The 12,904-nt window shown below is 52.8% G+C and carries 9 protein-coding genes; 6 read left to right on the top strand and 3 right to left on the bottom strand.

From position 1 onward, the window contains the following. The first annotated feature begins 75 nt into the window (after window positions 1-75). Complete coding sequence (locus tag MKY64_RS16195; protein ID WP_340954257.1) at window positions 76-1,629, top strand: response regulator transcription factor; 1,554 nt, start codon at window positions 76-78, stop codon at window positions 1,627-1,629. Between the two features lie 371 nt (window positions 1,630-2,000). Here MKY64_RS16195 and MKY64_RS16190 read toward each other — a convergent pair whose 3' ends face one another. From MKY64_RS16190 to MKY64_RS16180, 3 genes are all read right to left on the bottom strand, one after another. Next, on the bottom strand, window positions 2,001-2,954 hold the full coding sequence (locus MKY64_RS16190; RefSeq protein ID WP_340954255.1) for an ROK family protein: 954 nt from the start codon (window positions 2,952-2,954) through the stop codon (window positions 2,001-2,003). After that, window positions 2,944-4,770, bottom strand: a complete 1,827-nt coding sequence (locus tag MKY64_RS16185; RefSeq protein ID WP_340954253.1) for a class I mannose-6-phosphate isomerase — start codon at window positions 4,768-4,770, stop codon at window positions 2,944-2,946. Before MKY64_RS16185 ends, MKY64_RS16190 begins: the two co-directional genes overlap by 11 nt. A 108-nt stretch (window positions 4,771-4,878) precedes the next feature. Then, entirely contained in the window at window positions 4,879-5,778 is a 900-nt protein-coding gene (locus tag MKY64_RS16180) for an AraC family transcriptional regulator (RefSeq protein WP_339313550.1), read from the bottom strand. A gap of 81 nt (window positions 5,779-5,859) precedes the next feature. Here MKY64_RS16180 and MKY64_RS16175 point away from each other — a divergent pair, with 81 nt between their 5' ends. The 5 genes from MKY64_RS16175 to MKY64_RS16155 all read left to right on the top strand — a co-directional run bounded on the left by MKY64_RS16175 (window position 5,860) and on the right by MKY64_RS16155 (window position 12,879). After that, complete coding sequence (locus MKY64_RS16175) at window positions 5,860-7,392, top strand: response regulator (protein ID WP_339313552.1); 1,533 nt, start codon at window positions 5,860-5,862, stop codon at window positions 7,390-7,392. 156 nt (window positions 7,393-7,548) lie between these two features. Next, a complete protein-coding gene (locus MKY64_RS16170; protein ID WP_340954249.1) occupies window positions 7,549-9,246 on the top strand; it encodes an extracellular solute-binding protein in 1,698 nt (565 codons plus the stop codon). Beyond that, window positions 9,243-10,133, top strand: coding sequence for an ABC transporter permease (locus MKY64_RS16165; RefSeq protein ID WP_036725300.1), 891 nt, complete (start codon window positions 9,243-9,245; stop codon window positions 10,131-10,133). Before MKY64_RS16170 ends, MKY64_RS16165 begins: the two co-directional genes overlap by 4 nt. Window positions 10,134-10,148: 15 nt before the next feature. After that, window positions 10,149-11,030, top strand: a complete 882-nt coding sequence (locus MKY64_RS16160; RefSeq protein ID WP_340954245.1) for a carbohydrate ABC transporter permease — start codon at window positions 10,149-10,151, stop codon at window positions 11,028-11,030. Between the two features lie 124 nt (window positions 11,031-11,154). After that, window positions 11,155-12,879, top strand: coding sequence for a sensor histidine kinase (locus tag MKY64_RS16155; protein ID WP_340954241.1), 1,725 nt, complete (start codon window positions 11,155-11,157; stop codon window positions 12,877-12,879). Window positions 12,880-12,904 lie beyond the last annotated feature (25 nt).

The raw sequence follows: 12,904 nt of genomic DNA, 5'->3' as shown, positions 1-12,904 counted from the left end.
TTCTGGCTGAAACGGTGCCGTCCCTAATAGGACGGCATAGCTGTTTCCACTTGTTAAAAAAGGGAGGCGTGCGCTGTGTACCGTATTCTGATTGTGGATGACGAACGCATAGAGAGAGAGGGCATTCAGCAATTGATACAGGAGCACCATCTGGAGCTGGAGACACTCCTTGCGGCGAATGGAGAGATTGCGCTGGAGATCCTCGGGAAGCACAAGATCGATATTCTGATTACGGATATCAAGATGCCCTTTATGGACGGGCTGGAATTGTCTGAGAAGGTCAGCAGCCTGGGCCTGGATATTGAAATGATCATCTTCAGCGCTTACCATGAGTTTGAATATGCAAGAAGAGCCTTGCGGACCAACATATCGAATTATTTGCTGAAGCCGGTTCATATCCCGGAGTTTCTCAGTGTGGTGAGCGAGGCGGTCCAGGCCTGTGAAGACAAAGCGGCCGAGAAAATGCGGAACGAACAACTGGTGGAGGGTTATAACCGGGGACTTCTGTACGAGAAGGAAAAAATGCTGCTGGACTCCCTAAACGGGGTGAAAATCAATACAGAGGCCTGGATGTCCCCGGAACTGCTGGAATATGTCCAGCACAAGCATTGGCTGCATATGATTCTGGTGGACTGCCGCCGGAAGTTTTTTGATATTCACAATGATGAATTCATTAGGCTGTTACACGATAACCTCAGCTACGCCTTCGATTATGTGAACTTGAGCGAGCATCAAAGCATGCTGTTCATCAAGCACCCCCGTCCCATCCCCAAAGAGACGCTGAGGCTGCTTGGAGATCAGATTATCCGCGCCGCCGCCGGGAGCCTGGAGCTGAAAGTGGGTCTGGTGATCGGGAGAGCGGTGAATCAGCCGGAACAGCTATATGATGCCTATACCGAGATGGAGCAGATGCTGGAATTCAAATTTTTCATGGATGAGTATACCCTTCTATTTGCCGATGAACCCTTTGAGCAAGCGGGCTTTGACGAGATCGAATTGAATCCGATTCTGGATAAGGTCTACCAGTGTCTGGAGTATAACGATTTTACCGGTGCGAAATACAGTATAGAGCTGCTGTTCACCTACCTGAGAACCAAAGGGCAATTCTCATCCCTGTACACCAAGTTCATCTGTTCGGAAATTATGAAAAAGGTGGTGACGAGAGAGAAAAACCATGAGCCTGCGGAAATGAATCATTACTTGGACCAAATTCATAAGACCGTATCTCTTCAGGATCTGAAGGATCATATGTTTGCGATCCTGTCCCTCCTGGAAACCGGTAGCGGAGCCAGCCCCAAGAGGGCCGCCAATCTCAAGCTGATCCGGACCATTACAGATGTAATCGACAAGGAATATGATCAGGATCTCTCTTTGGAGGGCATCGCAGAGAGGGTCTATTTGACCCCCAGTTACCTAAGTTATTTATTCAAAAAGGAGACAGGCCAAAGTCTCATCCGGTACATTACGCAGGTGAGAATGGACAAAGCCGTTGAGCTGCTGAATACAACGAATATGAAGATCGTCGATATCTATAAGAAGCTGGGCTACAGAAGCTCGACCTATTTTATCCAGACCTTTCGTAATTACCATGGAGTCACTCCGGCCAGGTTCAGGGAAGGATCTCCGTAGGGTAGTGCCCTCACCATGATCCAACTATTTCTCGCTGGCACGATACCGGAAATAGTTGGATTTTGTACACTTGCTGAGGGACGATGGGACCCTGCGGCGGCAACAGTTGTATAAACAGCACTTAAATTCTCCGATTTCACCCCAAGCAGCGAAAACGCACAATAGCAGATGTAGTTTATCCACTTGCTTCCGTCCATCCCTCGGAAATGGTCAATTTAAGATACGTATTTCCACTTGTGATCCTAAGCTGGACGGGTGCAACGACGAAGCGCATGGCGAAGCTAGCCGCGAAGCACACGGCAAAAGCACATGGTCAAGCTTGCGGCGAAGCTCGCCGCGAAGCTCATGACGAAGCAATGACGATGCCCCGCCTATCCCTCACTGAACATCCGGGCAATGCCCCGGAAGGTATAGGCGAGTACATGCTCCGCCGTGCGGACCGTCAAGGCGGGGGAGGAAGACCTGTGCAAGCGGTTCAGCAAGGCAGGCCCGAATAGGTCATGGCTTCGGGAGATTTGCCCGCCCAGCATGATGAAGTCCGGCCGGTAACCGTCCACGTAAGGCTGGAGCAGCTCCCCGAGCCGGGCTCCGAATTCGGCGAATACCCCGCGCGCGGCAGCATTCCCCTCTCTGGCTTCATGGGCAAGCTCCTTCACATCCATGTTCGCTCCCGGAAGCCCAGCCTCCCCAATCCCCGCTTCACGGGCCAGCTTCAGGATGCCTCTCCTGGAGAACCAATCATCCGCCCTGCCGTCAAGATAAGGCTGGTCATACAGCCAGCCGTTCGGCGGGATGCCCGGCCCTGATTCCATGATCCGGGAGTTGTCGATGAAGGCGGAACCGAGGCCGGTTCCTAGCGTCAAGGCCATGAACCGCTTACGCGGGAATTCGGCGCTGACTCCCAGCGCAAACAGGCGGGCGTCATTCTCGAAGCGGATATCCATGTCCGGCAGCGTGCCGGCCTCCCGGGAGCTGCCAGCGTGCCAGCGTGCGCGTAAGGCTTGGCCCAGATTCAGCCCGTAGATCGCCTCGAATTTGCCAAGCCCCCGGATCAGACAGACGCCCTGCCTGTAATCGAACGGGCCGGGAAAAGCCATCCCGATATGATAGCGGCAGTCCGTTACAGCGTCCCGGTACCTATGCTGATACAGGTTGTACTGGGCCTGAAAGATAGACATGAAATGGTCAAGGATCGTTTCCCGGTCCAGGTCAGCCAGGGCGGGGAATTCCATGTCACTGCCTTGCAGCGGAAGGCCGTCCTCCAGCACGCAGGTCTTAATAAAGGTTCCGCCCACATCCAGCGCAAGTACGATATCACGGCTCAAGGAGACTCACATCCCATGCTGCGGAGACACCGGCCTTGATCAGCTTGCAGGGGCCGGAACCGGTATTGACGATGGTGTATTCCCCTAGTACAGCCGGGAGAATATACGATTCCGCATAATGCAGCTCCACAAATACCGCCTCGTCCGCAGCAGACACAATCCGCACAGACTCTCCTTCAACGAGGTTATACATGGTCATTTCGCCGCGCGTATCGTCTTTCCAGGTATCCTTCAGATGAACACGGTGGACATAGAACAGCAGATCACTGCGCTGTCCCAGCACATACTCTTCATTCTCCCCTTGCTGCTGCAGAAGCACTGGCGAAGGCATGAGCTGCTCTTCAACCCGGGCGGTCTTCTGCGTGAAGTCAATATTGTCGAAGGCGAAGTCGATATTGATCGGCCGGGGTTTGCCGTCCAGGTCCTTGCGCAGAAAATCATAGATTTTGAAGGTGAACCACCAGGTGGTAGAGGAGATTTCCAGCACCAGATTGTCTTTGCCTGCGGAATGGACGGTTCCGGGCGGAATCAGGAACAGCTCGCCCTTCCGGGACTCATAACGGTTGACATAATCGGTCAGCGGCAGCGGGATGCCCGTCTCCTGAGCCTTCTGCACCTCATGGCGGAACTGCTCAGGTAGGCAGTCTTCAGTCAGTCCCAGATAGACCCCGGAATCCCCCTGCTGCTCCATGATGTAATAGGATTCCTGCTGGGCCATGAATTCATTGAACCGGCTGCGGATATAGTCCTGGGTGGGGTGGACTTGGCAGGACAGATTGTCTCCGTCCATCGTGTCCAGATAGTTGAAGCGGATCGGGAAATAATCTCCGAATAAGCCCGTCAGACGTTCCCCCAGAATCGCTGGATGCTCCTGCTGCATGACCAGCAGAAACGGAATCTCCATCTCTTTGCCTTCATACCCTACAAGTATGGAATTCTCAGGGGCGATCGGCTCGAAGCTCCAGGCGCAGTTCACCCAATCCTCCGGCAGATCAGCCAGCTGTTTGAGGAATTGTCCGCCCCATACCCCCGGTGCATAAAAAGGCTTCACCCGCAGCGGTGACCCGGCAATATCCGAGATCATCCGGCGCAGGGACGGCACGGCAGTCATGACTGGCTGCTTCGGCTGATTCAGGTCGATATAGTAATCCATTTGATCCAGGATTTGTTTGCGGTAGGTTTCGAGAATAGGCCATTCCACGAACAGGGCGATTTTATATTTCTCCACGGCATCCCGGTTCCAGTTAAGGCCGAAACTCAGCAGCTCCTGCCGGTGGCCGGCCTGCTGGTATTCACGCGAGACATCCAGATAGAAGGAAAGATCGAACCGCCCCTCTCCAAGCCAGTAAGCCCCCGGGCCAAAAACGATACAGAATGCAGCCGAATCCGCACCCGGCTCTGCCTCATCCAGCCTGCGGGCGGCTTCTTCCCTGGCCCCGTCCCGGAAATAATCCTCTATACTTCCGTCAGTGAAATAGCCGAAGGCGCGGTTATCCGTAATATTGGCGGCAAAAAACTCCCGCAGCTCTTCGCCTGACTTGAGATAGCTGCCCGAGCTGATGAGGGACACTGAATGACCCGCTTGCTCAAGCGCATCCACTGCCCGCTGCAGAACGGTTTGAAACGGGGCGCCGTGGGTTCCGTCAAAAGCAACATACAGATTGCCGCTTCCCTTCTCACTGGCGAGCTGAAGCAGGGAAGCGGCAATCGCTGAATAGCCTTCCCGGAGCACTGCGGGAGGAGCAGCCAAGGGGATGTCGTCCTGCGGAACAGGAATGGGGCTGCGTACAAGGTTGACTGGTCGTTTAACAAACATGGGGAACTCACTCCTTCTAAGGGTTTACAACCATTGTAAGGAGTCCTTGCGGAATTATCTTTGAATACGGCGTCTAATTTTTTGTACAATCCGGACATTTGGCGTTGATTAGCTCAGGTTCTGTCTTCCGTCTGCAAACTGCGCTCTGCGGAACCGGGCGGGGGAGACACCAAGCTGCTTGGTGAATACGCGGGTGAAATAGTGCACAGACTCGAAGCCGCAGCGCTCGGCGATATCTTTGATAGGGTAGTCGGTGTGCAGCAGCAAATCCTTGGCTTGTTGGATTCTTCGTTCCTGAATATAATGGACGAAAGTCTGGCCCAGGCATGCCTGGAAGATCCTCGACAGATGGCGTGGAGAGATATCCAGTTCCAGGGCCACTTGGGCCATGTGCAGCGGGGAGGACAGATTGTCGCGGATATAGCGCTTGGCCCGTTCCAAATGGCGGTGTTCCCCGCTGTCCTCCTTCATTGCCCCGGCCTGCAGATGGGGTTCGGGGGAGAACGCCTGCGGGAACGAATGCAGCAGAGCAAGCGCCAGATGATTCATCGGCAGCCTGGACACCCCCGCTTCGCTCTCGGCCAGGCTGAAGAGGGTCCGCCAGATTCGGGCAGAGAGTGCGGCAGCTTCATGCGGGGCTATGGCCTGCCCTCCGGCGGCGAGTTCCTGAAACGGCTTGCGGCCGTCCGCAGAGCTTAAGGCTTCGTCGATTTCAAAGGCAATGAAGAACAGGACCAGCCCCTGCTCACTGCGGATCTGGTGCCAGATGCCCGGACGTGAGCAGAACAGGGTTCCCGGCTCCAGGGGGAAGAGCGCATCGTCATCCTGGTAAGAGCCGGTGCCTTGCTGGACATAACAGACTTCAAAAAAAGAATGGCGGTGCAGGGAATTATTATAATGATTCGGCATGAAGCCCCAGTAATGAATATGAAATGAGGTTTGTCCGTCACTGATATTTGAGATATGCTGATTCAAAAGTGCATTGGCTTTGCGGTACGCCAGGCGCATGGCGGGACCTCCTCATGGTGTAGGCTTCAATGAAATGATAACGTTTGCTTATGATTCTATCAGACATCAGGAGGGAACTCTATGTTTACCATATTGATCGTGGATGATGAGAAAATTGAACGGGACGGCATCCGGGGGCTGATCGCTGACATGAACTACGAGCTGCGGGTTGCCGAAGCGGAGAACGGGGAGAAGGCGCTGGAGTATCTTCGTCTGAACCCGGTGGACATCCTGCTCACAGATATCAAAATGCCCTTCATGGGCGGTCTGGAGCTGGCGGAGCAGGCAAGCCTGGCGCAGCCCTCCCTGGAAATTATTATCTACAGTGCTTACGGGGAATTTGACTATGCCCGCCGGGCGCTCTATACCAATGCTTCCAGCTATCTGCTGAAGCCGATTGATATTGAGGAGTTCGCCGGGGTGATGTCAGGCGTGATACAGAAATGCGCGGATAAGGCCACCCAGCAGCGCCGCACTGCCGAGCTTATGCAGGGGTATCAAAAGGGCCTGGAGTATGAAAGGGAGAAGTGGCTGACCGATGTGCTGAACGGGGTTCAGGTGATCGCGGATGATGCCGCTCTGCCGTTCGGAGGGAAGCCGGCCGCTCTGCTGCTGATTGATTTCAAGGAGCGTTTCTTTGACCGCAGCTACGAGGCATTTGAACAAGCGGCAGAGCAGCTTACAGCCGGTGAATATGAGCTGCTGAACCTGAATGAATATCAAAGTGTGCTTATGGTCCCTTGCCCAGGCAGCGGCGGACAGAAGAGGATCAGGGAGATGAGTGAAGCGCTGGCGGAGCGGATCGCGGAACGCTTTTACCGGTATTGCTGCATCGTATACAGCCCCGTGATCTCCGATTGGCAGGAGGTTTCGGCGTGTTATGAGCAGATGGAGCAGACGCTGGACTACAAATTCTTTTTTGAAGATACGGTGGTACTGTTTGCCGGAGATGATCTGGCGGGCCGTGTCCCGGAGCTTGTCAGCACCGAGACGCTGATGGCGGATATCAACCAATTCATTAACCATGGGGAATATGCAGGCGCAGCCAAAAGCATTGAGCTTCTGTTCAGCCACTTGAGCCGGAACGGCGGATCTTCTGCAATCTATGTTAAGTATCTCTGTTCGGACCTGGTGCGGAATGCGTTTGAACAATCAGCCCGCAGGCAGAAGGCGGATTTCCAGCAAACGGTAGAGCGTATCTTCAAAAGCGATTCGATTCTCGGGGTGAAGCAAGTGCTGCTTCAGGCGCTATCGGAAATAGAACCGGACAACGGCCCTCCCGATGAGAGCAAACGCCATATTGTCCAGCAGGTCATCCGGATTGTGGAAAAGGATTTCAGGGAAGATATCAGTCTGGAGGTCATCGCCGGGCGCGTATCGCTTAATCCCAGCTACCTGAGCCATTTATTCAAGAAAGAAACCGGGCAGAGCCTGATCAAATTCATCACTCAGCAGCGTCTGGAACGGGCACGGCATCTACTGGACAGCACCAATATGAAAATCGTCGATATCGCTGAACATGCCGGCTACTGGAGCTCCTCCTACTTCTGCCAGACCTTTAAAAAATATTACGGCATCAGTCCGCAGAAATATCGTGAAATACTGGACGAATAATAGTACGAATTATTGGAGAGCACCTGCGGGTGCTTTTTACTTCCAAATTAATTGACGCGTATCCAAAGAATTTGGGATTTCGCTCCCTTCCAGGCTAATTTACAATTTAACTGTAAGCATGAAAGCGTTTTATAACAAAGTTTGGGAGGGGCATCTATGAGATTGAAGAAAATTCGTGTTATGGCCTTGCTGCTGTCCATGGTAATGGTGCTGGGAGTGCTGGCGGCCTGCGGCAGCAGTCCAAAGGAGGAGAAGGTTGCTGCGCCCGCCGGCAGTGAGTCCACGAATGCCGGAGGCAATGAACCATCCGCCACCGCCAAGGAGGACGATGGACCCTTCAGCAAATATGAAGAACCCGTTACCGTGTCTCTGGGGAGACAGGGCGTATCGGGGAATAACCTGCCGGCAGGAGATACGCTGGAGAATAACAAGTATCTGAAATATGTCGAGGACCGCCTGAATGTAAAGGTGAAATACGATTTCTCGGTAGAAGACCAGGATGCGTATAACCAGAAGGTTACCCTGGCGATCTCGAGCAATTCCCTGCCGGACATTCTGGTGGTGGATGAACAGCAGTTTAAGAGAATGGCCAAAGCGGGTATGCTGGCCGATCTGACCGAGTTATACGATCAATATGCCTCGCCGTTGATTAAAGATTATTACAATTCTTACACAGGAGACCGGGTGCTGAACACCGGAAGAATCGACGGCAAGCTGATGGCGCTGCCCAATACCAACATCGACGGCAATTATCAGCTCCTGTGGATACGCCAGGACTGGCTGAACAAGCTGAAGCTTGAGACGCCCCGTACCATGGATGAAGTTAAGACTGTGATTAAGGCGTTCAAGGAGCAGGACCCTGACGGTAACGGGAAAGCGGATACCGTTGGTCTGCTTGGCGATAAAAGTGTGGTTGCAGACGGCGGCTTCTTCACCTTCGATCCGATCTTCAATGCCAATCATGCCTATCCGAAGAATTGGTTCAAGGATGAGGGAGGAAACATCATCTATGGCTCCACGACTCCAGAGACCAAGCAGGCGCTCTCTGAGCTGAGAGAGATGTATGCGGACGGGTTGATTGACAAAGAGTTCTTGACCCGGAAGTATGAGGATAATGCCGGGCTGGTGTCAGGCGGCCGGGCCGGTATCCTGTTCGCCCCCTGGTTCGGAGGCTGGGCGTTGTCTGATGCAGTGAAGGCCAACCCGGAAGCGGATTGGGTGCCGCTGGCTGTGCCGCTGGACGGAGACGGCAAACGGAATATCGTACCATCCACTCCGTCAGGAACCTTCATGGTGGTGAACAAGAAGGCAGAGCACCCCGAAGCTGCCTTGAAAATGCTCAGCGTGGAGTATGAAGGCATCCGCCTGATTGATCCGGCATCGCAGGAGCTGTACAAGGATTTGGGTGTAGGCTGGCTCAATTATCCGATTAATGTGCAGCTGGATTATCAGGATTCCCTGGCACGCGATGTTCCAATCTATGAGAAGGTGATTAAGGATAAGAATCTGGACGGTCTGCCGGCCCGCATCCTGCCGAGAGTCAAGGCGGTCTTGAAGAATAATGAAAATCCGAAAAAGGATATTCCGGCTTATGCCGATTCACTGGCCTTCTATACTGCCGCCTCCATCACCGGAGCGAAAGAAATTGTGAAGGTGGAGCCTGTGTTCTACGGCAAGACGGAAGCGATGCTTAAAAAGGGAGCCAATCTGGAAAAACTCGAAAACGAGACCTTTTTGAAAATCATTACTGGCACTTCTCCCCTTGAAGAATTCGACAAGTTCGTGGAGACCTGGAAGAGCATCGGAGGGGAAGAAATCACCAAAGAGGTGGCCGAGGCAGTTGAGTCACCATGAGAAGCAGAGCTTCTATCTGGAATTACCACCTGATGCTGCTCCCCGGCATATTGCTGCTCATAGCATTCAGTGTAGTTCCGATGTTCGGAATCGTGATTGCCTTTCAGGACTTTCAGCCTACGCTGGGCATCTTCCACTCGGAATGGGTGGGCTGGGAGAATTTTGAGTATATGTTCAGCCTGCCGGACAGCAGGCTGATTCTCGGAAACACCCTGAGCATTGCACTGATGAAAATCATTGCCGGATTGACCGTTCCCTTTGTATTTGCACTGCTGTTCCATGAAGTGGCGAATATTAAATTCAAGCGTACCATCCAAACGATTGTGTACCTGCCCCATTTCATGTCCTGGGTCATTCTCTCAGGGGTGCTGATTAACCTGCTCAGTCTGGACGGCATTATCAATCAGATGATCCAGTGGTTCGGCGGCGATCCGATTATGTTCCTTCAGAGCAATCACTGGTTCCGCTTTGTGATCGTATCGAGCGATGTATGGAAGGAATTCGGCTTCAATACGATCATCTATATCGCTGCCCTGACTTCCATTAACACCAATCTGTATGAAGCAGCCGCCATTGACGGAGCAAACCGGTTCCAGCGGTTAACCAATATTACGATTCCGGGTCTGATGACCACGGTGATTCTGCTGGCGACCTTAAGCCTCGGCAATGTGCTGAATGCGGGCTTCGAGCAGATTCTCAACCTGTATAATCCGATTGTCTATGAGTCGGGGGATATCATTGATACTTATGTATACCGTTCAGGATTGCTTGAAATCCAGTATGGACTGGCAACAGCGGTAGGCCTGCTCAAATCGGTCGTAAGCTTTGTGCTGATTGCCGCTTCCTATGGTCTGGCTGCCCGGTTTGCCAACTACCGTATTTTCTGACAGAGGTGATTTGCTGTGATCCGTGGAACCAGCCGGACTGTTGATATTGTGATTTATTCTATTCTAACCGTGATTGCTTTTCTCTCCTTGGCCCCCGTACTGAATACCTTGGCTATTTCGTTCAGCGGTAAGGTGGCGGCCATGTCGGGTCAGGTCTTCTTCTGGCCGGTTGATTTCAATCTGGAGGCCTATAAGTCGGTCATCAGTGACCGGAGCTTCTTCACTTCCTTTGGCGTATCTGTGAAAAGGGTGCTGCTCGGAGGAGTCATCAATCTGCTGGTTACGGTGCTGATGGCCTATCCTTTATCGAAATCGAACAAACATTTTCCGGGCAGAAATATCTATATGTGGTTCGTTATCTTCTGTATGCTGTTCAACGGCGGGCTAATCCCGTGGTATATGACGATCAATACGTACGGGCTGCTCGATTCCATCTGGGCGCTTGTGCTGCCTACCGCCGTTCCGGTATTTAATGTGATTCTGCTGATGAACTTCTTCAAGGGCGTTCCGAAGGAGCTGGAGGAGGCTGCCGGGATGGACGGGGCGGGGGCGTGGAGAACGCTGGTGACGATTTATATCCCCATCTCCCTGCCCTCACTGGCGACAGTCACCCTGTTCTCGGTCGTCGGCCACTGGAATGCGTTTTTTGACGGGATGATCCTGATGAACCACAAGGAGAATTGGCCGCTGCAAACGTATATCCAGCAATTGATTATCAGCGTGAATTCGATCATGAACACCACCGATCCGGAAGAGATTAAGCGTCTGTCGAATATGTCGAGCCAGCTGCTCAATGCGGCCAAGGTGATGGTCTCGATGATTCCAATCATGCTGATCTATCCGTTTCTGCAGCGGTATTTCGTCAGTGGAATCGTGCTCGGTGCCGTCAAAGAGTAAGCGTAAACTGCATGTAAGCGGGTGTCCCGTAAGCCGGAAACGGCTGGGGACACCCCTTTGTTGTTTCGGGGCAGGGCTCATGCGGCGGGCCGCCGCTTTTACAGATTGTTATTTGCCGGGGGCAATGCTACGTTATAAGGACAAGAGGCTTAAGACAGGAGGGGTAGATCTGGAGCGCCCAGGCCGTTTCATCAGGAATTTAAGAATTAAGCATAAGCTGTTTGTCTCTTATTTACTCGTTATCATTATTCCGCTCAGTGTGCTTGGCTGGTATTCGTATGATCAATCCAGGAGTCTGCTCGTTCAGCAGGCCCGGCTGACCTTAACCGACAATGTGTCGGAGATCGCCGCCAATCTGGATTATAAGTTCAGCAAGCTCAATGCCGCGCTGGACTCGTTCACCTTTAACTCCAGTGTAGTGTCCGTCTTCAACAATGATTACTCGGACAATTATTACTATATGTACAATGATCTGAACACCATCGTGGAGCCGCTGTTCAATACGCTTCTGTTCCTGAACGAAGAGATCCGCCAGCTGACGGTGTATACAGGGAACAACATCACGGAACGGAAAAATACGATTCTGCCGATTAGCACCGTATCCGGGAAGCCATGGTATGAAGCGGCGATGGCCAGCGGCCAGACGCATTGGATCAAGGAGGGTACGGCCTTGTCCGCAGTGCGTAGGATGGTGGGCGGCTCGGGAACGCAGTATGACAACCTGATCTACTTAGGCTTTGACAGCAAGGATATGTTTGCGGGTCTGACCAATGTGGTCTCCGGTGAGTACGGCGTCCTGGTCGAGAATGGAGCGGGGGAGCCTGTGTATGACTATCACAACGGGCTGCCGTACTTTGAATCGGCTAAGGCAGCGGAAGAGCGCGCGAGCGATTTCATTGTCATCTCCCAGACGCTGGGCGTGACGGGCTGGAAGCTTGTCTTTTATATGCCCAAGAACTCGATCGGTGTCGATGCCAAGACGATTCTCCGCGCCACCATGCTCACGGTCGGGATTTGCCTGCTGATTCTGGTGCCTGCGGTCTGGCTGTTGTCGAATGCATTCGTGAGAAGGATCTACCGTCTGAACCGCACGATGAAAAGGGTGACCCGTGGGGACCTGCATGTGGATATTGTGGTCGATTCCAATGACGAGATCGGCGAGCTGACCTCGCGGTTCAAGGATATGCTGCAAAGTCTGAATGAGCTGTTCAATGAAGTCTACCGCAGCAAGGTTGTGCAGAAGGACGCGGAGCTGAAAGCGCTTCAGGCTCAGATCAATCCGCATTTCCTCTATAACTCCCTGTCGCTGATCAACTGGAAGGCTATAAGCATTAAAGCGTATGACATCAGTAAAATCACCACAACCCTCTCCAAATTTTACCGGACGACCCTGAACAGAGGGCAGGATGTCATCAGCGTTCATGATGAACTGGAGAATACGAAATCTTATATTGATCTGCAGCTGATTATGCATGACCACAGCTTCGATGTAGTGTACGAGGTGGACCCGGAGGTGCTGGGCTACCATATGATCAAGCTGATTATGCAGCCTATTGTAGAGAATGCGATTGAGCACGGCGTGGACAACAAGCGGGAGGGGCGAGGCAGAATCAGCCTGCGGGCTTGCTTCGAAGAAGATACAATTGTGTTCGGCATTGAAGACAACGGTCCGGGAATGACTCAGGAGACAATGGATACGGTATTAAGCAGGCAATCCAAATCGTATGGACTGTTCAACGCCCAGGAGAGAATCCGGATTTATTTTGGCGAGGCGTACGGGATCATGATCCACAGCGAAATCGGCCAGGGTACGACCGTGACGGTGAGAATTCCCAGAAGGGCCAAGTAACGAATTCAGGAGACTGGACTAACCT

Origin of the sequence: Paenibacillus sp. FSL R7-0210, from assembly GCF_038009085.1 — a bacterium.
Lineage (GTDB): Bacteria > Bacillota > Bacilli > Paenibacillales > Paenibacillaceae > Paenibacillus_AQ > Paenibacillus_AQ silagei.
The sequence above is the reverse complement of the archived record's forward strand: the minus strand, read 5'-3'. Positions and strand labels throughout refer to the sequence as shown.

Coding starts and splice junctions, on each gene's coding strand:
- MKY64_RS16185 (WP_340954253.1), bottom strand. CDS start 4,770: ATGTTTGTTAAACGACCAGTCAACCTTGTACGCAGCCCCATTCCTGTT.
- MKY64_RS16180 (WP_339313550.1), bottom strand. CDS start 5,778: ATGCGCCTGGCGTACCGCAAAGCCAATGCACTTTTGAATCAGCATATC.
- MKY64_RS16175 (WP_339313552.1), top strand. CDS start 5,860: ATGTTTACCATATTGATCGTGGATGATGAGAAAATTGAACGGGACGGC.
- MKY64_RS16170 (WP_340954249.1), top strand. CDS start 7,549: ATGAGATTGAAGAAAATTCGTGTTATGGCCTTGCTGCTGTCCATGGTA.
- MKY64_RS16165 (WP_036725300.1), top strand. CDS start 9,243: ATGAGAAGCAGAGCTTCTATCTGGAATTACCACCTGATGCTGCTCCCC.
- MKY64_RS16155 (WP_340954241.1), top strand. CDS start 11,155: ATGCTACGTTATAAGGACAAGAGGCTTAAGACAGGAGGGGTAGATCTG.